The following is a 25291-nucleotide window of genomic DNA, read 5'->3' as shown; positions in this document are numbered from 1 at the left end:
CGCCCCAGGCGCCAATCACAGTCGTAGGCCAGCCAGCCGCCAATCGGGAAGCCGATACCGAAGGAGAACAGGTCACCGCCGAATCCTTTCACGCCGCCGGCACACCCGAACGGTACCACCGGAATGGATCACCAAGGCTGGGCAGGAAGACGGCCTGGCGGGTCGCGCAACCACCTGCTGCGGGGTGGAGAGCAAATTGCCTTGTTCCGCCGCCATGGCTCGCATGCGCTGCACGGCCGCCATGACATCGCTGGACTGGTTGGCGTAGGCGCGTCCCAGTGTGGCGGTCCAGTCGGACTTCTCGTCCATCATGTTGAGGGCCGAGGCATAGTGGGCGACGGAGCGCACACTGACGTCCCACGGCTGCTCGTCAATGCCGGACGTGCCGTTGGCGCGCACGTAGCGCGCCGCCGCCTCCACCTGGTCGGGGAACGTGGCGGCCACGAGTACCTGCGCCAGCAGGGCGTCAGGATACAGTGCGATGGGCCCGACCAGATTGTCGAGCTGGTTGGCCGAGTACCGCGGCACTTCGGTACCATACTCGGCGGGAGGCGTGCCCGACTGCGCCCGTAGGAGCGCTGGCGAGGCAACCAACGAGAGCGCGGTGACGAGAGCGAACGATTGGCGGATCATGATACCGCTCCGGCAGGGAGGACGGACATAGAACTTCCACGTCGATCAACCGCATATTCCGTTCCTACCCTTAACAGGCCATGCGGCAATGACTTAACGAAATTCCACCTACGCATCCCTGCTCAGGTCAGCCGGGATAAAGCGGAGGGACACTGCAGCGGGGTCGGTCCAGCGGCTCGTCGCCGCCGCGATTACGGCGTCGGCGACGCGTCTCTCCGTTCCTGCGCATGCGTCAGCAGCACCGGAATCGAGGCCATCCGCACCACCTTGTCGGCGACGCTGCCCAGGAACGCGCGTCCGATGGGCCCCCGGCCGTGGGTGGAGAGCACGATCAGATCGATCCCGTTCTCGGCGGCAAACTGGGTGATGCCGTGGGCCGGATGCACATCAAGGCAGAGCGCGGGATGCAGGGCGGTATCCGCCCCGCCGCGCGTCGCGACGCTTCCCAGATAGTCGCGTGAGGACGTCTGCTCTTCCTCGACATAGCGGTGCAGTTCTTCGGCGTTGGCCAGTATGCGCAGCGCGGGGTGCGGTGGTGGCACCACCATCAACAGGGTGAAGGTGGCGTCGGCGTTGTTGACAAGGCGCACGGCCACTGCCACAGCGCTTTCGCTTTCCGGTGTGCCGTCCAGGGCCACGAGCACGCGCTGGAACGAACGGTCATGTCTGGCGTGACGGTCGCCTTGTCCTCGGCGCGCACGACGAGCACGGGAATGGTGAGGCTGCGCACCAATTGGTCGGCGACACTGCCCATCATCCATCGAGCCGGGCCACCTCGGCCGTGAGAGGCGAGCACCACGAGATCCGCATGTTCGGACCGTGCATATTCGGCGATGGCCGGTGCCGGCGTGCCATCGAGACGTTGCGATCCGAAGTCGAGGGACGGGTGTGCTGCGCGTAGTTTGACCACCGTGTCATGCAAGTACTGACGGACTCCCGCCCGCAACTCGGCGTCGAAACGTTGATCGAATACGACCGCACCCTGTCCACCGCGCACCGGAAGCGCCGGCTGATGCACGCCAATGAGTTCAATCCGGGCACCGTGACGCGCGGCGAGATCGAGCGCGGTGGGAAGCGCCCGTTCGGCGAATGGTGAGCCGTCGAGTGGCACGAGGATGCGTTGCATGGTCAGGCCGGTCAGCCGAGGCGCGCCGCGAGGGACGTGTATCCCACGCGCGGGAACACCCGTGCTCATGAACGGTCGGTGCAATCGACCCGCAATGGCATCCGGAGATTGCTCGGAGTGCGTGGGGGATTGTCCGACAGCCAGGGGCTTGGCTGGGGGCCAGCGGGTGAGGAGCGCGAAGACGTTGGCGCTACGGGTGGGTTCGCGCCATGGCGGAAAAGTCGGTGGCGATTTTCCGGGCGAACTGCCGGGCCGCTGGCACTACGGTGGTCAAGTGCAGGAACCCATGCACCAGTCCATCCGCGCAATGCTCGTGCACGCGCACGCCAGCCGAGCGGAGGGCGGCGGCAAACGCCTGACCTTCATCGCGCAGCACGTCGAACCCGGCGGTCACCACCATGGTGGGTGGTGACAGCGACAGATCGGTGGCGCGCGCCGGGCTGGCACGCGGGTCATCGCCCACGGCCTGGTCCGCGCCCAGATAGTGCAGGCTGAATGCGTCCACATCGCGCATTTCCAGCAGATACCCGGCGCTGAATGTGGTGCGTGATGGGAACACGCCATTGGCGTCGGTGGCCGGATAGAGCAGCAGCTGTGCGGCGATGGGGCGGCCTTCACGCGCCAGCGCCAGCGAGGCACCGGCCGCCAGGTTGGCACCGGCACTGTCACCGCCGATGCACACCATTGAAGGATCGGCACCCAAGGATTGCGCATTCGCCAGTGCCCAGCGCAGGGCGGCGCAGGCGTCATCAACGGCATTGGGGAAGGGATGTTCCGGCGCCAATCGATACGCGACACTGACTACGTGCATGGTGCCGTGACGACAGAGCAGGCGGCACTGCTCGTCGTGCGTGTCGAGATCGCCGATGACGAACCCGCCGCCGTGCAGGAAGAGGAGGAGTGGTATTGGCGCGTCATCGAGCACCATCGGCGCGTAATGTCGCGCGGCCAGAGGTCCACTGTCGCCATCAACGACCATCTCTCGCACGGCGGCCACGGGGGTTGGCACCGCAGCCACGGCCTGCGTCTCCCGTCGATAGCGTGCGCGGCCTGACGCCGGTGTGGGCTCGGTGAGTCCGATGCGCCGTTTGCGTCGCTGCGCGGCCAGCAGGAACTGCAGATGGGCATCGAGTGTGCGGCCGTCCACCACCAGTGGCCGCTCTCCAATGAGTCGCAACAGCCACGCGCCCGGCACATGTGCGAGCGCGCGCGCGAGTTGTCCTTCCAACCGTTCACGCGCGGACGGGTGGACCCGGTGCTGTGATGCGTGGGCCATGTCAGACATGCGGCATATTCGGCGCCACGCGCGGCGACAGGTGATAGTCGCGGGGATGCAGGCGCGTCACGGTACGGCGAAAGGCGCCCACACGGTCGGGCCAGAGTGCTGCATTGCGTCCGGATTCATCAAGATACCAGCTGCGACACCCGCCGCTGTTCCAAACGGTGGGGGCGAGGCGCGCGTCCAGCCACGCCACGTACGCTGTTTGCGCGACACGCGTTGGCTCGACAGCGCCCGCGCTCCGCGCGTTCATGTGTGCGAGCACCGCCAACACGTATTCGATCTGCGCCTCCACCATGAGAATCACCGAGGAATGCCCAAGCCCGGTGTTGGGGCCCATCAGCAGGAACAGGTTCGGGAAGCCGGCGACCGTGGTCCCCATGTACGCGCGCGGACTGCCCTGCCATGCCGCCGCCAGCGACTGACCATCCCGGCCAACGATGTGTGGTGCCAGCGGCGGTTCGGTGGGTCGGAATCCGGTGCCGAAGATGATGGTATCCACGGGTCGCAGCGTGCCGTCAGCGTCCACGATGCCATCGTGCCCGATCCGCGAGACTGCGGTTGTGACCAGTTCCACGTTCGACTGCGTGAGTGCTGGGAAATAGTCGTCCGACAGCAAGATGCGTTTGCAGCCAAGTGTGTAGGCCGGCGTGAGTTTCGCGCGAAGTGTCGGATTGGCGACCTGCGCCGCCAGATGCCGGCGCGCGGCCCGTTCGGCCAGGCGGGCTACCCACCGATGACGAAACGGTAGATACATCACTTCGCGCATGGCGTACAACAGCGCGCGTTCGGCACGCTGGGTTGCGGGAACTGCGCGATAGAGTGCGCGACGCCAGTGCGGAATGGCGTGGTCGCGGCGCGGCATGATCCAGGGCGGTGTGCGCTGGAACAGGTGCAGCTGCTGCACCAGCGGTTGGATGGCCGGTACGAACTGAATGGCTGATGCGCCTGTGCCAATGACGGCGACGCGTTGGTTGCGCAGATCGATATCGTGCGGCCACTGTGCCGAATGAAACACGCGACCGCCAAACGACTCCAGTCCAGCAATGGACGGAACTACCGGGTCGCTGAGCGCCCCGTTGGCAGCAATCAGGATGGATGCGCGCCACTGATGCGTGGCGGAGGTGACCACCCACTGCTGCGTGGCCGCGTCCCAGTGGGCGGACGTGACGATCTGCCCGAACACGAAGTGCCGTTCGATGTCGAATGTTCTCGCACACGCGCGGAGATACTCCCAGATTTCCGCCTGCGGCGAAAACGTGCGACTCCACGAGGGATTGGGCGCGAACGAGAACGAGTACAGCGACGACTGCACATCACAGGCGCAGCCGGGGTAGCGATTGTCGCGCCAGGTGCCGCCCAGATCGGCCGCGCGTTCAACGATGACGAAGTCGTCGATGCCCTGCTGACGCAGTCGGATGGCCAGGCCGATGCCCGCGAACCCTCCGCCAATGATGACCATGCGGTGGGTGCGCGATTCAGGAGGCATTTGACGACGCACGCAGCGGACGCACGAACAGCGTGAGGAGGAATCCGACTGCCAGCAGCGCGGCCAGCAACTGCAGCGGGACGTCGTAGATGTGTACGCGATTGCCACCGGCCGGCAGCGCCAGCTTGGCGCGATTGGACAGCTCCGTGATGATGACCGGACCCGCAATGGCGGCAGCGCTCCACGCGGTGAGCACGGCACCGTGAATGGCGCCCACATTGAGCGGGCCGAAGATGTCGGCCAGGAACGCGGGAATGGTGGCAAAGCCGCCGCCATACATGGTGAAGATGGCGAAGAGGCTGAGTTCGAACAGTGTCCATTGCCCTTGCTCGGCGAGTCGCGGAATGAGCAAGAACAGCACCACCTGCAGGGCGAAGAAGAGCGAATAGGTATGGCGCCGTCCGAGGTAGTCGGAGGCGGACGCCCACACGAAACGACCGGACGCATTGAAAATGCTAATCAGCGACACGACCGCCGCTGCCTGCAGCGGCGTACGCCCGAACAGGTCCTGCATCATGGGTGACGCTTGTGCAAGGATGCCGATACCCGCGGTCACATTGATGAACAGGATGCCCCACAGCAACGCGAACTGCGGCGTGCGCACCGCCGCATTGCGACTCACACTGTCCGTCGCGATCATGGCGGCGCGTTGCGCGGTGGTGCGCACGCTGCCCGTCCAACCCTCTGGTGCCCATCCTGATGGTGGCTGACGTAACAGCGTCGATCCGATCAGCATGATCACCAGATAGGTGACCCCCAGCAGCATCACGGTGGTGGCGATGCCTACGCGCGCAATGAGGAAGACGTTCAGATAACCGGCAATGAAGGCCCCGCCGCCAAATCCCATGATGGCCATGCCGGTGGCCATGCCGCGACGATCGGGAAACCACCGTACCAGCGTGCTGACCGGTGAGATGTAGCCCAGACCGCACCCGATGCCGCCGATGATACCCATTCCCAGAAACACCAGCAGCGGTTGCCGGACGGCGAGACCGAAACCTCCCACCAACAGTCCGCTGCCAAAGAACAATGCGGCCGCGCGCGCGGCGACCCGCGGGCCATGACGTTCAACCCACGGACCACCGACGGCTGCGCTGAGACCCAGCAGCGCCAACGCTGTGGTGAACGTGGTATACGGCGGATTCATCCACCACGGCTGGTTCGCGAACAACTGTTGAATGGGTCGATTGAACGTGCTCCAGGCGTACACCGAGCCGATACACAGATGCACCAACACGGCGCCAACGGGCACGCGCCACCGGTTGTGGGTCATGGGCGTTTCTCCGCCAGCGAGACCTGCGCCGCGCGCCCCTCGCCGGACCGCTTGTGATACGCACCACTCATCGTCAGCTCCCATGCCGTGGGGTCGTGCAGATACCGATCGAGAATGGCGTCGAGTCGCGCGCGGTGCGCGGCATCCGGTACCGGCACCAGCAGCTCCACGCGACGTCGCAGGTTTCGCGGGCGCAAATCCGAAGATCCGATGAAATATTCCGGCCGGTCATCGTTGGCAAACCGATAAATGCGCGAGTGCTCCAGGAATCTCCCCACGATGGACACCACGCGAATGCGGTCGGATTGTCCGGGCACGCCGGGTCGCAGTGTACAGATACCGCGCACCACGAGATCGATGGTCACACCGGCTTGCGACGCGCGATAGAGGGCGCGCACCACTTCGGTGTCGGCCAGACCGTTCACCTTGATGGCAATATGGGCCGATCGACCGGCGCGCGCGTGCTCGGCTTCGCGCTCGATTCGCTGCAACAATGCCGGCAACAATTGGTGCGGCGCCACCAGCGCGCCGTGGGCGAGTCCATTCGGCAGTGGCGAGGCCACGGCGAACTCTCCGAACAGGTTGGCGACGTCGGTGGCGATGTCTTCGCGCGCGGAAAACAGACTGAGGTCGGTGTACTGCCGCCCCGAGCGCGTGTTGTAATTGCCGGTGCCCACGTGCACGTAGCGCGACAGCTGCGTGCCTTCGCGACGCACCACGAGCGCCACCTTGGCATGCACCTTAAGACCGGGAAGACCATACACCACGCGACCACCGGCGCGTTCCAGCGTGCGCGCCCAGTGCACGTTGTGTTCTTCGTCGAAACGCGCTTGCAGCTCCACCAGCGCGAACACCTGTTTCCCCGCCTGCGCTGCGGTCAACAACGCTTCCACCACCGGCGACGGATTGCCCACCCGATACAGTGTGGTCTTGATAACCGTCACGGCGGGATCGCTGGCTGCATCCTGCAGAAAGCGCACTACGGTGGCGTCAAACGACTCGAACGGATGATGGACCAGCAGGTCGCCGTCGCGTATCGCGTCGAACAGCGACTGCCCGGCGTCAATCGGCACCCGGGCGGTGAACGGTGGATACTCGAAGCGCGCGTCGCGCGGCAATGGCAGTGTCTGCAGACACCGCTGATCGAGCAATCCGTCCACCACCTGCACCGCATCCACCGTCAACTCCATGTCGCGTCCGATCGCCTCGCGGCGCAGGCTGTCGAGAATCAACGCGCCGACATGCGCGGGCATACTCCGCTCGACTTCCACCCGCACGGCGGGATTGTTCGGTCGACGCTCGGCGGCTGACGCCACCGCACCCAGCAGGTCGCCGGAATCCTCCTCAAGGATGCGCAGATCGCCGCCGCGCGTGACGCGAAACAGATAGGTGCCATCGACCACGGCATTCGGGTGCAGCAGGTGCGCGTTGGCGCGCAGCACGTCCTCGATGGCGATGACCGAGTCCGGTCGACCGGGCACCGGCAACAGGCGCGGCACATCGCCGGGCAGTTCGTGTTCGGCGAGGCGCGCGCGTTCACCAGCGGCGGCACGGAACACCACGGCCACGAACAGCCCCAGATGCGGCAGATGCGGCAGCGGATGGCCCGGGCTGAGCGTGATGGCGTGCGGCATCAGGTCGGGCTGGATCTCCTCGAGGTAGCGCGTGCGCAGGGCCTCACGTTCGGCGCCCGTGAGGGCATCCCACGTGAGCAGGCCGACGCCGGCGCGAGCTGCCTCGCGCAGGCATTGGTCGGCGCACCGCGACTGCGCCGCGAGGATCTCGGCAAGCTCGTGCTCCACCGCCTCCAGACGCGCCGACGCCGTATGGCTTTCGCCAAAGGTGGGGAGGGCGGCGTGTTCCCCGGCGGCGCGTTCATCGAGGGCGGCCAGACGCAGCTCCGCCATCCGCACCATGTACAGTTCGTCGATGTTGCTGGTGACGATGCCCAGGAAGCGCAGGCGCTCAAGCAGGGGCACCGACGGATCCTCGGCCAGCGAGAGCACGCGTCGCTGGAAGGCCAGCAGGCTGAGTTCGGCGTTGAGCAGTTCGGCGACATCTGCGGGTCCGGTCATCGCGCGAAGATAGGGCATCGTCGGCGCTTTCGCTTGTGGTGGCGCGCCACGTCACCACGTGGCAACTTGGCATCACCTCGCGCGATCGCGACGATTCATCACTCCCCTCTCATGACCGAACCGCTCAGGAAAACCAAACCGTCGAGTTTCGTTGGTCGCCTCATCGCGGCGTTCCGCAACTCGTTTGCCGGCTATCGCCACGCCTTCGCGTCCGAGTCGGCGCTGCGCGAGGAGCTGGTGGCCTTTGTCATTCTCGCCCCGCTGTCGCTGGCGCTGCCGGTCAGCCGGGTTGAGCACCTGATGCTCCTGTTGTCGCTGATTCTGGTCATTCTGGTGGAGTTGCTGAACACCGCCATCGAGGCGACGGTGGATCGCATCTCGCTGGAACTCCATCCGCTGGCCGGCATGGCGAAAGACCTGGGCAGCGCGTCAGTGTTGACGGCGCTGGTGATGACCGGAATCTGCTGGGTGATGATTGCGGGGCCGGTCGTGCTGCACTGGTGGCGTGGATAGCAGTCGCCGCCTCATCCTCTTCCCGTAGGCGACATGAAGGCTCCTGTGCTGTTCGCGGCCCTCGCGATGTTCGTGGCGCTCCCGCGTGCCGAACTGCGTGTGCCGGCGTTCACGGCGTACTTGATCCCGGACGCCGATGCCGTCCGAATTTCGGCGACTCGACCGGTGATGCCATTCGTGCGTGCCGGAGCGAGTCTTGCCTGGTTCGGTCAGATCATCACTCGGGGTGCCATTGAACCGTCGGTGGCCGTGCAGCTTCCCCGCGGCGACACGGCGCGACTGCGCTTGACCGTCGGCGCCGAGCATCGTGACGCGATGGCCATTGGAGGTGACGGCGAGCGTCGTGTCTCGTTCGGGACGTTTGCGATTGCCGACACCGGGTACCGGCGCTTCGAACTGGCAATCGCCGACAGCCGAGCGGCGCCGACGCTTGAGGTGCGGGCGTTGGTGCTGGACGGTCCCGCGTCGGCCGCTGCGCACTTCAACCTGGACCCGCGACGCAACGCGGCCAGCGTGCACCTGCGGTACCCCACCGATTCGAACACGCTGGTGACCGGTTTTTACAACGAAGTCACCGCCGTGGATGATCCGGTCACGACGTACTACATGGCCTGCGGGTTCGCCCGCGGGTATTTCGGTATGCAGGTGAACTCGCTCACGGAGCGACGCATCATCTTTTCCGTGTGGGACGCGGCCAGCGGTACGACCGCCAACGACCGGAGCACGGTGGCGTCGGAGAACTACACGCAGCTGGTGGCGAAGGGGGACGGCGTGGTGGCTGATGTCTTCGGCAACGAAGGCACCGGTGGTCACTCGCACCTGGTGTATCCGTGGAAAACGGGCTCGACGCAACGGTTCTTTGTCACCGCCACGCCCGACGGCGAGGCCACCGTGTACAGCGGGTACTGGTTTCATCCGGAGCGGCGCGCGTGGCAGTTGATTGCCTCCTTTCGCGCGGCAAAGGACGGCAAGGGGCTGCGGCGCCTGTATTCATTCAGCGAGAACTTCGGCGGCACCACCGGCCATCTGAGACGGAAGGCGCTGTACGGCTCGCAGTGGATTCAACTTGGCGACAGGAGTTGGCAGGAGCTGACCACGGCGACATTCAGCCATGACGCGACGGGGAAGGAGAATCGACTCGACCGTTTCATGGGTGTCGAAAACGGCCGGTTCTTCCTGAGTCACGGCGGCTTCGCCCCGGGTTTCACGACCAGCGGGACCGCCTTCACGAGGCCGCCCGCGGGAGCGCCGCCATCGATTGACCTGCCTCGGCACTAGGCGGCATCAGGGGAGATCCCGACGCGGCTGTCCGGTGACCCCTGTTTGCGACTTGCGTGACCGAGCCGCAGATTCCGGCGTAGCGTTGACTCAGAGCGCTCACGACGCGCGTCGCGCGCCGGTTAAGGCACCCATGTCTTTTCGATAGGAAGGACCGATGGCCGACCAGTTGCAGCCCCTCGACTCCGCGCAGTTCACCGCCTTCAAGGGCGGCGACGAAAAAGCGCTGACCGGAGTCTTCCGTTCACAGTACGACACGCTGGTGGCGCAGGCGCGAGAGGCGCTGGGCCCGGAACTCGCGCACTTCGGCGGACGCGTGGCGCAGCAAGCCATGCTTGGCACGTGGGCGCGTCGCGCCGAGTTCGACAGCGCGGCCGGGCTGATGTCGGCACTGCAGGAGGCCATCGTCGGGGAATCCGGGCAGCAACGCCGTCGCCATGCGGCGCTGCATACACGACAGGGCGGTGCCTCGCACGCACCGCATGTGTCCGCGATGAGCGCTGACGAAGCCGCGGCGAAGCTGATGGAGGCGCTGCATCCGGCACCGGTGGACCACGCGAAGGCGGTGGACGAAGTGGCGGCCGCACGCAAACATCACGCGGCGCAGCATGTCAACAAAGTGGGCAAGGGACGCGGATGGAAAGGACCGACGGCGCTCATCGCCGTACTGGGCGTCGTCATCGTGTACGGGATGAAGATGCTGAACGAAGGCGGCGTCGATATCGCGGTCACCAAGGCGCTGGCGGCTGATGACGCTCGCACGCTGAGTTCGCAGCGCGGTCAGCGCGGTACGGTCGATCTCAGCGACGGGTCGAAGGCCAAGATCGGATCCGATTCGAAACTCCGGTTGCCGGTGGAGTTTGGCGGCACGATGCGCACGCTGCAATTGACCGGAACGGCATCGTTCACGGTGGCCGCCGGACAACCGCTGCCGTTCACCGTGCGTGCGGCCAACGTGATCATCACGGCGACCGGGACACAATTCACCGTGCTCGCGTATGAAGAGGACAGCGCAGTCGTGGTGAGTGTCGACGAGGGGAGCGTGTCGGTGCGTACCAAGGACGTCAACGGCGAGACGTCAGTGGCCGCGGGCAAGGCGGTTCGCGTGGCGATGGATGGCAGCGTGAAGGACCTGGACGATGCCACCCGCTCGCAGACCTTTGCCTGGGTGCGCGACACGTTGTCGTTCACCAATACGCCAGTGAAGGTCGTCCTTCCCCAACTGGGCCGCTGGTTCGATGTCAAGGCCTCGCTGGCCGATGCGGCGCTTGGCGAGCGCCCGGTGACGATGGTGCTCGGGATGCAGTCGTCCGGTGAGGCGCTCAAGATGATGGCCACGGCGGCCAATCTCGTGATCGCCTTTGACAAGGACGACAAGGTGGTGCTGCGCGACGCGGGTCCGGCGCCGGCAAAAAAGAAGTAAAACCACATTTGAACCGCCAAGTACGCGAAGTTCGCTAAGTCACCCTCTGTGGGACTTGGCGAACTTTGCGTACTTGGCGGTTCAGGTGTTCAGTTCAGCAAATCCGCGGCAGCTGGTCACCCGGCAGCATGTCGACGATACGCGTCCCGCCTACGTGCGTGCGCATGACCACCATGCGCGGATGCTGCGCGACCACGTGACCGATGCGCACGGCATTGGCGCCCACAGGATGCGCGCGCAACGCGGCCAGCGCCACATCGGCGTGCTCGGGTGGCACGATGGCCACGAGCACCCCTTCATTGGCCACGTACATGGGGTCGAGCCCCAGCATCTCGCAGGCGGCCAGCACGTCGGGCGGTACCGGAATGCTGGCTTCATCCAGCATCATGCCCGTGTTCGAGGCCGCGGCAATTTCATTGAGCGCGCTGGCGACGCCGCCGCGCGTCGGATCGCGCAAGACATGCACGTGTCCGGCGGTTGCGCCACGCAGGGCATCCACCAACGGCCAGAGCGCGGCCGTGTCACTGGTGATCGTGGTGTCGAACCCGATGGCTTCGCGCGCCGACATGATGGCCATGCCGTGGCGACCGATCGGGCCGCTGAGCAGAATCACGTCGTCGGGCCGGGCTTGATCGGCCGATGGGGCGAAGTCCGCGTCCAGCAGGCCGATGCCGGCCGTGTTGATGAACAGGCCGTCGCCCTTGCCCCGCTCCACCACCTTGGTGTCACCCGCCACAATGGTCACGCCCTGTTCGCGCGCGGCCGCAGCCATGGACGCAATCACGCGATCGAGCACGTCCATCGGCAACCCCTCTTCGATCACGAAGCCGGTGGTGAGATAGAGCGGTCGGGCGCCCATCATGGCGATGTCGTTCACGGTGCCGTGTACGGCCAGCGTGCCGATGTCGCCACCGGGAAACTCCAGCGGTTGCACGACAAACGTGTCGGTGGACATGGCCAGTCGCGAGTTGCCCACGGTGAGCACGGCCGCATCGCCCTGTTGCCGCAACACGGAGTTGTCGAAGTGCGGCAGAAAGCGCTCACGGAAGAGCTGCGCGGAGAGTTTCCCGCCGGAACCGTGACCCAACACGACACAATCGTGCGTGGAATGCGGCGTAGGGCAGTTGAGCCCAACGCTGGCAATCGACGGTGTGGGGGCCGACGTGGTGGTCATGTGGTCGCCAGGATTGGCAGGGTCATGGCGGGGTTCGCCAGCGGCGACCCCTGACGAAAACGTCCGTAGTTGTAGTACGCGGCGCAGGCGCCTTCACTGGATACCATTGGCGCGCCCATGGGGTGTTCCGGCGTGCAACGGCTGCCGAACGACGGGCAGTCGAAGGGCTTCATCTGTCCGCGCAGTACTTCACCCGCGTGACAATCAGCCGGTTCGTTGGCCACGATGCCGGCGAGATCGAATTTCACTTCGGCGTCCCACGCGGCGTACTCCGGGCGGATGCCCAACCCGCTGCCGGGGATCATGCCGATGCCGCGCCATTGGCGATCGCGCAACTCGAACACCTTGTTCACGGTGTCCTGCGCGGCCTGGTTGCCGTCACGCTTGACGGCGCGCGCATATTGGTTGTCCACGCGATACTCGCCGCGTTCGAGTTGCTCAACCACCATGAGCATGCCCTCGAGAATATCAAGCGGCTCAAAGCCGGTGACCACAATGGGCACCCGATAGCGGCGCGCGATGGGCTCGTACTCGGTCCATCCCATGATGGTGCAGACATGTCCCGCGGCGAGAAATCCCTGCACGCGATTGTCGGCCGCCGAGAGAATCGCCTCCATGGCGGGCGGCACGGTGACGTGCGACACGAGCACGCTGAAGTTGCGCAATCCGCGTCGGGCGGCCTCGGCGACCGCCATCGCGTTGGCTGGGGCGGTGGTCTCAAATCCCACCGCGAAGAACACCACTTCCTTGTCGGGGTGACGTTCGGCCAGCGTCAGCGCGTCGAGCGGCGAGTACACGACCTTCACGGCGCCGCCACGTGCCCGCACCTGCTGCAGATCGCAGTCGCTGCCGGGGACGCGCAGCATGTCGCCAAACGACGTGAAGATCACGTCGGGGCGGCCCGCGAGATGCACGGCACGGTCGATCTGCTCCAGTGGTGTGACGCACACCGGGCAGCCCGGACCATGAATCATCTCGATGGACCCTTCCAGCAGCTCATCGATTCCCTGTCGCACAATCGTGTGCGTCTGACCGCCACACACTTCCATCAGCGTCCATCGGCGCGTGGCGGTGAGTCGGATCTTTCGCGCCAGCGTTTGGGCCAGCTGCGGGTCGCGGTATTCGCTGAGGTATTTCACGCGAGGCGTCCGGTTGGCGGGGGACCGGCTGACGGCAGGTTCTCAAGGTCAACCAGCGATTCGGCGCCGTTTCGAATGAGTTCGAGATCGCCAAGCTCGCTCATGGCTTCCAGCACGGCATAGGTCTTTCGCGCCTCTTCTTCGTCGATCTTCGAGATGGCAAAGCCGACGTGCACGACCACGTAGTCGCCAACGGCCACCTGGCCGTCGACATAGGCAAGGCACACGTCACGCTGTGCGCCGCCAAAGTCGACCACCCCCGTGGCGAGTGCAGTGCCTTCGCGCAGGGCAATGATCTTGCCGGGGATTCCCAGACACATGGTTAGACTCCGTGGGCGCGTGCGAGCGCCCGTCGCTGATCGAATTCCGCGCCGACGAACGCCGGTGCGAACCCCGCGGTGATACCTGCAGCATCGTTGGCCAGTCGTGCGGCGGCAATGGCTGCTTGTCCAAAGGACACGCCGCCGTCGTTGGCCGGCAGGCGACGGGCCGTGAGCACCGACAGTCCGGCGGCGCGGATCTGCCGCCCCATGCCTGTCAGCAGTCGGGCGTTTTGAAAACAGCCGCCACCGAGCGCAACGGAATACACCTGATGCGTGTCGGCGAGGCGTGTGGTGAGGGCGACGGAACCGCGTATCAGACTTTCATGGAAATCCGCGGCCAACTGCTGCACCGACACGCCGCGCGCCTGTCGTTCGCACAGCGCGACCAGCAACGGCACCGGATCGAGCACCGGACCATCACTCGTCGCGCAATCCACGACCGGGAACGGCAGGGCGACTCCCGGACCGTACCCGGCGCATGCCTCGAGTTGCATGGCCGCCTCGCCTTCGAAGCGCGCTACCTGACACACCCCCAACAGTGACGCAACGGCATCGAAGAGTCGTCCGGCCGAAGACGCCAGCGGCGCATTGACGGACTGGTCGATCTGCTGTTGCACGACGCGCGCCTCCAACGCCGTGACAGGCGGAGTCGACAGGGCGCAGGACGCGAAGGCGTCTCGATCGAGCGACAGGAACCCGGCCAGCGCGCGCCACGGAGCGCGAACGGCTGCGTCGCCGCCGGGCAGTGGTGCCGGCCGCAAGTGAGCGACACGTTGGAAATCGAGAAGATCGGCGAGCAGAAACTCCATGCCCCACACAGTGCCATCGGTTCCGGCGCCAGTGCCGTCGAATGCCAGACCCAACACGCGATCGGTGACGCCGTGCTCGGCCGCCACCGCGGCCACGTGCGCATGATGGTGTTGCACGCGAAGCACCGTGCGCAGTCCGGCCGCGGTCGCCGCTTCTTCGGCAGCGCGGGTGGAGAGATAGCCATCATGCAGATCGGCGACGATGGCGCCCGGTGTGATACGGAACAGGGACTGGTAGCGCCCGCGCACAGCCTGCCAGTGACTCAGCGCTTCCATGGAGTCGAGGTCGCCAATGTGCGGACTGACGAACGCCTGATTCCCATGGACGAGCGTGAAGGTGTTCTTGAGATGCGCCCCCACGGCGAGGATTGGAACGGGCGACGCGACGGGTATCGACAGCGGCAGCGGCGCGTAGCCGCGCGCGCGACGGATCACAATGGGACTGGCCCCGGCGAGTCGGATAACCGAGTCATCGATGCGCGCCACGATCTCCCGATCGTGCAGCAACAAGCCGTCGGCGATGTGCAGGAGACGCTGCATGGCCTCGTCGTTGCCGGCAGCGAGCGGTTCGTCCGCCAGATTGCCACTGGTCATGACCAGCGGCCGATCCACCATCTCGAGCAACAGATGATGCAGTGGCGTGGATGGCAGCATGAGGCCGACGCGATCCAATCCTGGCGCCAGACCCGGCGCCAGTGTCAGGGCGTCCGCACCCTCGACACCGTGGCGTCGCGCGAGCAGCACGATAGGTCGTTCGCGCGACGTGATCCACTCCAACTCGATGTCAGTGGGAGCAGTCCAACGCCGGACGTCGTCGACGGTGCGCACCATGCAGGCGAGCGGCTTGGCGTCGCGGCGCTTGCGGACGCGCAAGCGTGACACCGCCAGCTCGTCGGTGGCGTCCACCGCCAGATGGAATCCCCCCAGTCCGCGCACCGCGACAATTTCACCAGCCCGAAGGGCATTGGCGGCCGCGCGCAGTGCCTGGTCGTCTCCCGTGATCGGGTTGTCCACGCTGTTGACGGCCACGTAGCGCAAGTGCGGTCCGCAGTCGGGGCAGGCGGTGCTCTCGGCGTGAAAGCGACGATCGGCTGGCGACTCGTATTCCTGCTGGCAGCGTGCGCACAATGGAAATGCGCGCAGGCTCGTCCGCTCGCGGTCGTAGGGCAGCGATTCAATCACGGTGTAGCGCGGACCGCAGTCGGTGCAGGTCGTGAACGGATACCGGTATCGACGGCTGGCGGGATCAAACACTTCGGCCGCGCACGCATCGCACGTCACGACATCCGGGGGCACCGGAAGTCGCGCGTCGGGCGCATCGCGGCTGGCAATGATACGAAATCCGTCGGCACCGTCCACGTCATCCACGGCGGACGACAGGGTCTCGATACGCGCCAGAGTCGGAAGCTGCGCCGGCAGCGCCGAGGAGAAGGCGCGCAACGCCGAGGGTTCGCCCTCTACGTGAATCTCCACCTGTCCCGACAGATTGCGGACCCACCCTGCCAGTTCATGCTGCACGGCCAGGCGATGCACGAACGGACGGAAGCCGACGCCCTGCACGACTCCGGTGATCGTCAGGCGCGCTGCGGCTCTCATGATCAGGACCCGACGGCCTCGGTCGCCCGCGCCCGCGCCGCGCCAACGGCCTGCTGCAGATATTCATACCACGCGCTCATTCCTTCGCCCGACATGGCGCTGGTGCGAAGTATGGTGGCGTCGGGATTGATGGTGCGCACGTTGCGCTCGAGCAGGTCGACGTCGAAGCGCAGATAGGGGAGCAGATCGACCTTGGTCAGCAGCACCAGGTCGGCCTTGGCAAACGCCTTGGGGTACTTGAGCGGTTTGTCTTCGCCCTCGGTCACCGAGCAGAGTGTGACGCGATGCCGCTCGCCCAGATCCCAACTGGCGGGGCACACGAGATTGCCGACATTCTCGAGAATCAGCACGTCGGTATCATCGAGCGCGACCGCCTCGAGCGCCGTCGTGACCTGCAGCGCGTCCAGATGGCATCCCCCGTTGGTCACGACGGCCTGTACCAGTCGCGAGGTGTGGGCGGCCAGGCGGTCGGCGTCATTCTCGGTCTGGACATCGCCGGTGACAATCGCCAGGCGCAACGTCGCCCCGATATCATCGAGCGTCCGCTCCAACAGCATCGTTTTTCCGGCGCCGGGTGAGGACACGAGATTGAGTGCGGCCACGCCGGCCTCGTCGAGGCGCGTGCGCACGGTTGCCGCGATCTCGTCGTTGCGGGCCATCACCCGCTCGCGCACATCAATGCGTCGGACGCTCATCATCGATCTCCAGGTAACTCACGCGCGTATCGCCGCCATCGCCGCGCGCGATGACCACGGTCGCGCCCGCGAACGGCGGATGGGCCAGCAGGGTGTCCAGGCAGAACTGCAGGTTGGCGACCTCGATGGTGGTGTCTTCGCCCACGTCGAGGCCAAGTTCAACGAGTTGCGGCAGCTGTTCAGGACGCAGCCGCTCCTCGACTACACGGCAGATTTCGAGGGCAATGCTCAACTCGTGCACACGACACCCGAGATCCCGCCATTGGCCGCGGCCGGACGCATCCGGCCCGCCTCGTCGGGCTCGCGTGGCACGCAGACATGACCCCAGACTCGCAACTGTGCGACCGCCGCCTCGACCACCTCATCCACCTTGGATGCCACGATACGCGACAACGCCACCTGCGTGGCGAGTGTCTCCGGTTGCACGCCCACGGCAACGGCACTGTGCGGAAACGTCCCCCGCAACATGGTCACGGCGAGCACCTCGCGCAGGTCGATCTGGTGCGGAGAGACCATCTGCGCGAGCGTGGCGGGGATTTCCGTGCCCTCCAGGCGAATGAACGTGCCCGGGACCTCATTGCGGTCGATGGCATCGAGGAAGAGCACGTTTGTGGCATCCTCGATGGTGGGGAGGAGGGACATTCCCCAGGTGCCGCCGTCGTGCAGCGACACCTCGTCGGGCATGGTGTAGTGATTCTGCAGCCGCTCCAGGGCGACGAGGCCGAGCGCGTCGTCGCCCAAGAGTGGGTTGCCGAGTCCGATCACCGCCGCCGTGGTGGCCACCGCCTCGCCGTCAGTCTTCCGCATCCGCGAAGTCCTCGTCGATCGGCACGAACTTGCCGCCGTTGATCATCTGCGAGACGCCGCCACCGCGCTCGATGACATCGGCACGCATGGCGAGATACACATGCACGGGGATGAACATGACGAAGAACCACGTGACGATGTGGTGCAACAGCCGCACGCTCTGCAACCCGCCAAGGATCGTGGTAACGGGATAGAACATCCCGTACATCCACCCGTTGGGATGTGTGGTGGTGTACAGCGCGAACCCGGTGATGACCATCAGGGCACCGGCCAGATACAGCAAGGTGTACGACAGCTGCGCCATCGGGTTGTGTCCGATGTAGGACGGCATGTCCTTGGGGGGCATGAACATGTAGAAGCGCATCTGCTTGAACAGATTGCGGATGTCACGCGAGCGCACGGGAAAGAGCGCCTTGAAGCGTTCGAATCGGTTACCCGCCACCAACCAGTAGATGCGCACCAGTGCGGTGACACTCAGCAGCATGCCGGCGGTGAAGTGGATCAGGCGCGCCCATTGTGTGCCAAACGTGCTGGTGCTTTGCGCCGCGCCCATGAAGAACGGACGGCCAATCCACCAGCCGGTCAGCACGAGCAGCACGATGCTGAAGGCGGCGATCCAGTGCATCAGGCGCAGCGGGAACTGCCACAGATACATCCACTCGTACTCGCCCCTGGCGGGCGGCACGGGATGCTGCAACAGTCGACCACGCGGCGAGCGCGGGGTGACCGGTGGCTCGATAACACGGCGTGGGCCGGCATGCGGATGCAGCGCCGCATCGCCAGCCGAGGACGGGGTGGTCATTGCACTTTCACCTCCATGATCTCGCGTCCGCTGGCGTCGAGGATGTGCACGCCACAGGCGAGACACGGATCAAACGAATGGATGGTGCGCAGGATCTCGATGGGCCGCTCGGGATCGAGCAGCGGATGATTGTCCACCAGCGCTGCTTCGTACGGCCCCATGACGCCATCCTTGTCACGCGGCGAACAGTTCCACGTGCTGGGCACGACCGCCTGGTAGTTCTCGATCTTGCCGTCCTTGATGTTCACCCAGTGTCCCAGCGCACCGCGCGGCGCTTCCATGAATCCGAAGCCCTTGGCTTCAGCCGGCCAGGTGGACGGATCCCACTTGTCACCGTTGTGCGTGGCCGTGTCGCCGCCCTTGATGCGGGCCACCAGATCGTCGTACCAGGTGGACATGAGTCGCGCCCACAGGATCGACTCCATGCCGCGTGCCGCCGTTCGACCCAGCGTGGAGAAGAGCGCTTCCGGCCCCACCTTGAGTGCGCCCAATGTCTGGCCAACGAGATCCTTGATCTCCTTGTGACCGGACGCGTAGCCCACCAGCATGCGCGCCAACGGGCCGACTTCCATCGGCTTGCCATTGTAGCGCGGCGCCTTCATCCACGTGTACTTCTTCTCGTCCTGCAGGTACGTCCACGGGGCCGCGGGACCGGTGTACGATGCCTTGGTTTCGCCTTCCCACGGGTGCAGCGCCTTGTCGTTGCCGCCTTCGTACTCGTACCACGCGCTGTGGATCTGCTCGGTCACGCCGGCCTGATCGAATGGCACGACCTTCGAGAGATCCTTGTTGAGGACGACGCCGCGCGGGAAATAGAAATCGGTGCCGCCGTTCGTCTTCGGGATATCGCCATACGAGAGGTAGTTGCCCGTGCCGCCACCAATGGCAGCCCAATCCTTGTAGAAGCCCGCAATGGCCACCAGGTCGGGCCAGTACACGCGCTCCACGAAGTCCTGCGCCTTCATGATGAGACTCTTTACATCGGTGAGGCTGTCGGCATTGATCGTGGCGCGCGCATCGAGATTGATGGGCGACGCCATGCCACCCACGATGAAGTTGGGGTGGGGATTCTTGCCACCGAAGATGGCGTGCAGACGGGCCACATCGCGCTGCCAGTCGAGTGCTTCGAGATAGTGCGAGACCGCAATCAGGTTCACTTCCGGCGGCAGCTTGTATGCGGGATGTCCCCAGTAGCCGTTGGTGAAGATGCCCAACTGGCCACTCGACACGAATGTCTTGACCCGCTCCTGCACTTCGCGGAAACGCGCCGCGTTGTTGTTCGGCCACGTGGAGATGCCCTGGGCGATCTTCTCCGCCGCGACCGGGTCGGCCTTGAGCGCACTGACCACGTCCACCCAGTCCAGTGCGTGCAGATGGTAGAAGTGCACCACATGATCGTGGATGTACTGCATCCCGACCATCAGGTTGCGAATCAGGTTGGCCTGCGCCGGGATCTTGATGGCGAGCGCGTCTTCCACGGCGCGCAGCGACGCGACCGCATGCACCACCGTGCACACACCACAAATGCGTTGCGCGAAGGCCCACGCGTCACGCGGATCGCGACCCTTGAGTACCAGCTCCAGTCCGCGGAATTGCGTCGCGCTGGCCCAGGCGTTGGCAATGCGTCCGTCCTCGGCCAGCACTTCAATGCGGAGATGACCTTCGATTCGGGTGATCGGGTCGACGACGACCTTTGTCCGTGCCATGATGAATTCTCCTCTGGATCAGGTCGTGGGACCGGTCGGCGGTGGCGGGGTGCGCCCCGACTGTTCAAGAATGGGCAGTTCGCGCCGCGCCTTCATGCGCGAGATGGTGGTTGCGGTGGCGTGTACGGCGATGCCGGCCACGGCGCCGACGGCCAGTGCACCACCGATGAAGTCCGCCGTGCGTTCAACGGGAATACCCGCTGTGTTGGGCAGGCGATTGTAGAACGGGGTCATGGTGTCCCAGAAGTGCGGCTCGGTGCATCCGATGCACGGATGCCCGGCGCCAATCGGCCAACTGGTATGCGAGTTCCACTGCGTGATGGGGCAGGGCGAGAATGTCTCCGGACCTTTGCAGCCGACGTGATACAGGCAGTAGCCCTCACGCGCGGCGGCATCGTCGAAGTGCTCGACGAACTGCCCGGCGTCGTAGTTGGCGCGACGCGAGCACTGGTCGTGGATCTTCGCCCCGTAAGCAAACTTCGGTCGACCTTCGCGGTCGAGCTCGGGGATCTTGCCGAACGTCAACACATGCACGACGGTGGCGGTGACCACATCGGCGATGGGCGGGCAGCCGGCGATGTTCACCACCGGCTTGTCGGTGACGATATCGCGCACACCCACCGCGCCAGTGGGGTTGGGGCGCGCCGCCTGAACGTTGCCCCAGTGCGCGCAGGCACCCACGGCGATGACGGCCGACGCGCCGGCTGCGGCTTCCTTGAGAATCTCCTCGGCCGTGCGACCGCCGATCATCGTGTAGATCCCGTTCTCCTTGGTGGGGATCGACCCGGTGACGACGAGGATATAGTTCCCCTTGTTCGCGGTCATCGAATCGTGCATGGCCTTTTCGGCCGCGGTGCCCGCGGCGGCCATCAGATTCTCCTGGAAATCCAGGGAGATGACGTCAAGCAGCAGATCACCAATGGTTGGCGTGGCACTGCGCAACACGCTTTCCACGCATCCCGTGCATTCCTGCAGCGAGAGCCATATCACCGAGGGGCGCTTGAGCGCCGCCAGTGCTTTCACGATGCGCGGCGTGACCATCGATGCGGCACCCAGCATCACGGTCATTTCAGCGCAGAACGCCATGAAAGCCCGCCGTGACACCCCGGTCTTCTCGAGGTAATCAACCAGCGGTTCATTCGTGCGCCAAGGAATCTGATTCGGGTTGAACATGTGGTAGTCTCCCAAGCGGGGGGAGTCGACCGTCGACGACAGCAACAACGCCCAGCATGACCGGAGTGGTCTGGCTGGGCGTCAGTTCAGTCGGCGGAGCGGGGGACGGAGCGTTGCATGCAGCAACGGTGTCGATTGGCATGAACCCCGTCCATACGGGAAAGTTGCTGGTCACGTGAGGTGTTGCCTGACGCGACCGCGCCCTCCGGCCTCAGCCGTTTGTCATGCCCGACCGCGCCCGACTGCGTCCGACGGAGTCGGCCGATTTGCGCGGGGTCAACGGCGCGATCGTGGACGGATGTCCTGAAGGCAGCGGTTGGGTGGAGGGATGACCGGCCGGCAGGTTCGGCGAGGCCGCAGACGGGTGCCCTGACCCGCCTGCTCCCGTTGTCATCTCCGACGTCACCTTCGCGTGGGCGCCCAACGCGGAGGGATCGGCCGAGAGGGATTTCACGTGACCCATCGCGCTGTCGGCCAAGGCCGTGTTCTTCATTTCGCTGGCCACCATGTACATGCCAAACCACGGCGCGGCGTGCGCCGGCGCCGCGACGGCGGCCTCACGATAGCTGGCAAGCGCCACGTCAAACTGCTTGGCGCGATAGGCGGTGTTGCCGGCGTTCAGCGCGTTCAGGGCGGCAAGCGGAAGCTTTGGGCCGCTCGCGTCAGTGGGCTCGGCGGATGCGGCGTCTGACACCGAGCCGATCGGCTGACGGCCAGCCGTGTCGGACGTGCCACAGGCGACCATCGAGATGAGCGCGAGTGCCGTGGTGGCCGTGGTGAAGCGTGAAGAGCGCGACATGCAGATGTTGGGAGAATGTTGAAGGGAGGCACGCGACGTCAGCGGCCTTCAAACGGGTCTTTGAAATGGCACCGCAGGCAGGTCAGGCGATTCGCCTTCCACATGCGCTTTGCGTCGAAGTTCGCACCGTGCGGATTGATGCCTCGTCCGCCCTGTGCATGACACTGCATGCAGTCTTTCTGGGTGTGGCAACTGGTACACGTCTGCAATCCCTGTCGCGCGGCTTGACCGTGTTGCAAAGTCCAGAGCGGGACCGCTGAATGATAGCCGACGTTGGTGCGGCCTTTGGCGCTCAGGCCAACCTGCACATGGCAGGCTCGGCAGAACACCTCGGGATTGTGGCACTGCTGGCAGTCTGTTTCGCGTCCCCAGGCTTCCGGCGCATGTCGGGCCGCGAAGTTGGCCACGTGAAAGCGTCGCTTGCTTTCGCCACCGTGACAGTCGGCGCAGTAGCTCTTGCTGTGACAGCCTTCACAATTCAACTGCGAGGACGCGGCCGAGGCACCGTGCGTGCGTGAGAAACCCGGCGCATGCACTTGCGCCTTGCGCGGTTCGGCACCGGTGACGGCCTTCTGCACATTCGTGGCGGGGCCCAGGGCGATGCGACCGGTGAGCGTAGTGGCCTCCGTGAGGCCATTCCACGGCATCACATTGGTCTTGATCTGCACGCCGGCGGCATCGCCGCGTTCGGCAACCGGAAGCAAGGCGATCACGTCGGCCGCCGTCTTGCCCGTGTGACACGCCTGACAGCTCGCCTGCGCGTGGCAATTGGCACACGTCAACGCGAACTCACGGGCCATCGGTCCATGGGTTTCCAGGAATCCTGCACCACGGTGGGAGGTGGGTGCCGTGTACGACGCGGGTTTGCCGGCCACGAGGCCGGCCACCCGCGTGTCCGACGCCAGCCGGTACACCGTGGCGATGCGGGTCGCGTTCACGTGACAGCGCGCGCAGCTTTCCCGCGCGTGACAGACTGCGCACTGGGCTTGCGCCAAGGCACCGGTGGCATCATGGCGCCGTGCGAAGTCGGCCTGATCGTGCGACGGCGGCTTGGGAAATGCGGCGATACGCGCGACGCTCAACGTCTTTGCTTGCGTCAGCGGCACGTGACAGCTGGCGCAGCGGTTGTCCGCCGCCAGATGGGCGCTGGCACGATGGGTGTGACATGCGAGACACTGCGCGGGCTTGGCGCGATCGACCTGCATCCACTTCGCATCGGGTGTGGCGTGACAGGTGATACACGCGGCACCCTCCGCGTCGGTCAAGCCGAGATGATCGACATGCGTGAAGCGCAGGTTACTGGCCGCGCGAGTCGGCCCGGACCATTCGACCTTCTTGCGATCGCGATTGTTATGGCACTCGCCGCATGTTGCGGTGTCCGGAAAGGAGGTTGCCAGCGTTCCTGTGGGGATGCCCGCGTGGCAGCCACTGCACTGCGGGAAGAGCTTCTGGTGCTTCTCGTGAGAGAAGCGTGGCGCAGCCTGCCGCGCGACGACACGCGAGACGGGCACCATGGCCGCGACGACCAGACCGGTTGCCAGCAGCCAGAACAGCCGTGATCGGCCTGTCAGCCCGGCCAACTTTGAGAATGCGCGTTTCATGGCCGAATCTCCGGTGCGCCGGAAGACGCCGGCAAGCGGCTGCTGTGCGCCGAAGCGAGACGCGCCAACTCCGCGTTGCCGCGCGCGCGTGCTTCGGCTTTGCGCGTGGCGGCACTCACCGTGCGGGCTCCGGGATCGGATCCCACCATCCACTCGAATCGGGCGGTGGCGCGACGCTGGGTCCAGTCGGTGGACGGCGCACTATTGCGCGCCAACTGCTGATAGGCCGAGAAATCTCCAACGAGTCGCAGGTCAGGACTGATCTGCCAACCCGCGTCGAGGCCGGCGCCCAGCACGCGTCCGGTGCCGATGCGCAACTCGTAGATGCTTTGGAACGCCGACGCCGTGGCGCCGAGGAATAGCTGACCATGTTCCCAATGAACACCCACGTCGCCTTCGCTGCGCGCGGCACCGAATCCCACATCCGCGCTGTATCCGGCGTTGGTGTGCCAGTTGGTGGCGACCCGCCACGTGACGTTGCCGCCGACGCGCCACCCGTCGGCGCGCAGCGCCTCGAAGTCGAGGCCGGCTTCGGTGTCTTCCCAGCGACGCTTCGCCCCATGCACATCGACCGACAGCGACTGGGCCGTGTTGCGCCACGACGCCTGCACGCGGGCCTCATCGAACCCCACCGGCGCAAACGCGCCCCAGATGGTCCAGAGTTGGAAGAATGGCCGGAAGTGGCGTGCTTCCAGCGAGACGACCGTTTGCTGAATAGGTGGCAACCGGAATCGGGCGCGCAGTTCGTTGAACTCGTTGGTGGACAGATCCCGCTGCATCGACCCCTCGAGGCCCGCCCGACCGAATCGCCACGTGCCATCGACCGCAATGCGTTCACTGTACAGGGCCGACCGGTTGTCGCGCACTTCGCGCTGATACAGCGCGCTCAGCGAACTCCGATCAGTGGGTCGCAGGCGCACCTGGGCACCCACCAGCAGGGCATTCCGGTCGGGCGGCAACTCATCAACCGCGCCGATCTCGCTGGTGGTGACCTGCTCGTTCAGCCCCTGCGCCAGACTCCATCCGCCAAAGCCTTCCAGCGTGACGCGACGATTGGGGCGGTAGGTCAGCGAGGCGCCATCGTAGTTGTAGAATCCCAACCCCGAGGTGGCGTACTGGCGACCGGCGCGTGCGGTAACCTGCGCGCGATCAAGTTCCACGTACGCTGTGAGGGCGTCAAACGCATCTTCGGCGCGCGGCCAGAGCGCGGGCTGCGATCCCATCGCGTTGCGCATCCGCACATCGGCATGCAGGCTGATCCCGCGGCCAAGGCCCCACGCGGTCATCTGCAGATCCTGTGTGAGCGGCAACGCATTGGCCGTCGAGCCGGCGCGCTTGAACCGGCAGAACGCATCACCCTCCACGCAACGGACCACGAGTCCGTCCGCCGTCTGTCGGTAGTCGATCGCGCCGGGCAGTGTGGTGCCCACGGCCACCGAATCGTCGATGAACGGGCGCAGCTCGAGAAACCGCACGCTGGTGACGCCGCGAATACGCACGCCCTGGGCGTCCATCACTCGCGGCATCGCGGCCAGAGCCACGACGGCGAGCGCAACCATCAATACTGGCGGGCGCATA

Annotated in this window: 23 protein-coding genes; 3 read left to right on the top strand and 20 right to left on the bottom strand. The window is 65.5% G+C overall.

All coding sequences use genetic code 11. The features are described from left to right. Nucleotides 1-72: 72 nt before the first annotated feature. From IPP90_15385 to ppk1, 7 genes are all read right to left on the bottom strand, one after another. The gene (locus tag IPP90_15385) at nt 73-633 is read right to left on the bottom strand and encodes a DUF3300 domain-containing protein (GenBank protein ID MBL0172074.1); all 561 of its coding nucleotides are present in this window, start codon (nt 631-633) and stop codon (nt 73-75) included. 191 nt (nt 634-824) lie between these two features. Beyond that, nucleotides 825-1277: a universal stress protein gene (locus IPP90_15380; protein ID MBL0172073.1), complete on the bottom strand. Its 453-nt coding sequence runs from the start codon at nt 1275-1277 to the stop codon at nt 825-827. Beyond that, complete coding sequence (locus IPP90_15375) at nt 1181-1759, bottom strand: universal stress protein (GenBank protein MBL0172072.1); 579 nt, start codon at nt 1757-1759, stop codon at nt 1181-1183. The genes IPP90_15380 and IPP90_15375 overlap by 97 nt, the downstream gene beginning before the upstream one ends. A 190-nt stretch (nt 1760-1949) precedes the next feature. Continuing rightward, a complete protein-coding gene (locus tag IPP90_15370; GenBank protein ID MBL0172071.1) occupies nt 1950-3044 on the bottom strand; it encodes an alpha/beta hydrolase in 1095 nt (364 codons plus the stop codon). Then, nucleotides 3037-4527, bottom strand: a complete 1491-nt coding sequence (locus IPP90_15365) for an NAD(P)/FAD-dependent oxidoreductase (protein MBL0172070.1) — start codon at nt 4525-4527, stop codon at nt 3037-3039. Before IPP90_15365 ends, IPP90_15370 begins: the two co-directional genes overlap by 8 nt. After that, entirely contained in the window at nt 4517-5800 is a 1284-nt protein-coding gene (locus IPP90_15360; GenBank protein MBL0172069.1) for an OFA family MFS transporter, read from the bottom strand. Before IPP90_15360 ends, IPP90_15365 begins: the two co-directional genes overlap by 11 nt. After that, entirely contained in the window at nt 5797-7875 is a 2079-nt protein-coding gene (gene ppk1 / locus IPP90_15355; GenBank protein MBL0172068.1) for a polyphosphate kinase 1, read from the bottom strand. The genes IPP90_15360 and ppk1 overlap by 4 nt, the downstream gene beginning before the upstream one ends. A gap of 84 nt (nt 7876-7959) precedes the next feature. Here ppk1 and IPP90_15350 point away from each other — a divergent pair, with 84 nt between their 5' ends. The 3 genes from IPP90_15350 to IPP90_15340 all read left to right on the top strand — a co-directional run bounded on the left by IPP90_15350 (nt 7960) and on the right by IPP90_15340 (nt 11089). After that, nucleotides 7960-8388 (top strand): diacylglycerol kinase, encoded by a 429-nt coding sequence (locus tag IPP90_15350; GenBank protein MBL0172067.1) that lies wholly within the window; start codon nt 7960-7962, stop codon nt 8386-8388. 33 nt (nt 8389-8421) lie between these two features. Further along, on the top strand, nt 8422-9666 hold the full coding sequence (locus tag IPP90_15345; protein MBL0172066.1) for a DUF3472 domain-containing protein: 1245 nt from the start codon (nt 8422-8424) through the stop codon (nt 9664-9666). Between the two features lie 157 nt (nt 9667-9823). Continuing rightward, nucleotides 9824-11089 carry a FecR domain-containing protein gene (locus IPP90_15340; GenBank protein MBL0172065.1) on the top strand — a complete coding sequence of 422 codons (1266 nt, stop codon included), beginning with the start codon at nt 9824-9826 and terminating at the stop codon, nt 11087-11089. Nucleotides 11090-11183: 94 nt separating this feature from the next. On the opposite strand, the gene hypE is transcribed toward IPP90_15340, so the two are convergent. The 13 genes from hypE to IPP90_15275 form a co-directional block, all read right to left on the bottom strand. Beyond that, the gene (gene hypE, locus IPP90_15335) at nt 11184-12263 is read right to left on the bottom strand and encodes a hydrogenase expression/formation protein HypE (GenBank protein MBL0172064.1); all 1080 of its coding nucleotides are present in this window, start codon (nt 12261-12263) and stop codon (nt 11184-11186) included. Further along, nucleotides 12260-13402 carry a hydrogenase formation protein HypD gene (hypD, locus tag IPP90_15330; GenBank protein MBL0172063.1) on the bottom strand — a complete coding sequence of 381 codons (1143 nt, stop codon included), beginning with the start codon at nt 13400-13402 and terminating at the stop codon, nt 12260-12262. The genes hypE and hypD overlap by 4 nt, the downstream gene beginning before the upstream one ends. After that, nucleotides 13399-13722, bottom strand: coding sequence for a HypC/HybG/HupF family hydrogenase formation chaperone (locus tag IPP90_15325; protein ID MBL0172062.1), 324 nt, complete (start codon nt 13720-13722; stop codon nt 13399-13401). Before IPP90_15325 ends, hypD begins: the two co-directional genes overlap by 4 nt. Nucleotides 13723-13724: 2 nt before the next feature. Further along, nucleotides 13725-16130 (bottom strand): carbamoyltransferase HypF, encoded by a 2406-nt coding sequence (hypF, locus tag IPP90_15320; GenBank protein ID MBL0172061.1) that lies wholly within the window; start codon nt 16128-16130, stop codon nt 13725-13727. 2 nt (nt 16131-16132) lie between these two features. Then, a complete protein-coding gene (gene hypB, locus IPP90_15315) occupies nt 16133-16825 on the bottom strand; it encodes a hydrogenase nickel incorporation protein HypB (protein ID MBL0172060.1) in 693 nt (230 codons plus the stop codon). After that, complete coding sequence (locus tag IPP90_15310; protein MBL0172059.1) at nt 16806-17066, bottom strand: hydrogenase maturation nickel metallochaperone HypA; 261 nt, start codon at nt 17064-17066, stop codon at nt 16806-16808. The genes hypB and IPP90_15310 overlap by 20 nt, the downstream gene beginning before the upstream one ends. Next, on the bottom strand, nt 17054-17632 hold the full coding sequence (locus IPP90_15305; GenBank protein MBL0172058.1) for a HyaD/HybD family hydrogenase maturation endopeptidase: 579 nt from the start codon (nt 17630-17632) through the stop codon (nt 17054-17056). Before IPP90_15305 ends, IPP90_15310 begins: the two co-directional genes overlap by 13 nt. Beyond that, nucleotides 17619-18434: a Ni/Fe-hydrogenase, b-type cytochrome subunit gene (cybH, locus tag IPP90_15300; GenBank protein MBL0172057.1), complete on the bottom strand. Its 816-nt coding sequence runs from the start codon at nt 18432-18434 to the stop codon at nt 17619-17621. The genes IPP90_15305 and cybH overlap by 14 nt, the downstream gene beginning before the upstream one ends. After that, complete coding sequence (locus tag IPP90_15295; protein ID MBL0172056.1) at nt 18431-20140, bottom strand: nickel-dependent hydrogenase large subunit; 1710 nt, start codon at nt 20138-20140, stop codon at nt 18431-18433. Before IPP90_15295 ends, cybH begins: the two co-directional genes overlap by 4 nt. Before the next feature lie 18 nt (nt 20141-20158). Further along, the gene (locus IPP90_15290; GenBank protein ID MBL0172055.1) at nt 20159-21313 is read right to left on the bottom strand and encodes a hydrogenase small subunit; all 1155 of its coding nucleotides are present in this window, start codon (nt 21311-21313) and stop codon (nt 20159-20161) included. Between the two features lie 211 nt (nt 21314-21524). Continuing rightward, a complete protein-coding gene (locus IPP90_15285; GenBank protein ID MBL0172054.1) occupies nt 21525-22112 on the bottom strand; it encodes a hypothetical protein in 588 nt (195 codons plus the stop codon). Between the two features lie 38 nt (nt 22113-22150). Continuing rightward, the gene (locus IPP90_15280; GenBank protein MBL0172053.1) at nt 22151-23713 is read right to left on the bottom strand and encodes a cytochrome c3 family protein; all 1563 of its coding nucleotides are present in this window, start codon (nt 23711-23713) and stop codon (nt 22151-22153) included. Beyond that, the gene (locus IPP90_15275; protein ID MBL0172052.1) at nt 23710-25290 is read right to left on the bottom strand and encodes a hypothetical protein; all 1581 of its coding nucleotides are present in this window, start codon (nt 25288-25290) and stop codon (nt 23710-23712) included. The genes IPP90_15280 and IPP90_15275 overlap by 4 nt, the downstream gene beginning before the upstream one ends. Nucleotide 25291: the final 1 nt, after the last annotated feature.

The organism is Gemmatimonadaceae bacterium, from assembly GCA_016720905.1.
GTDB lineage: Bacteria > Gemmatimonadota > Gemmatimonadetes > Gemmatimonadales > Gemmatimonadaceae > Gemmatimonas.
Note: the sequence above shows the minus strand (reverse complement) of the source record. Positions and strands in the feature narration are given on the sequence as shown.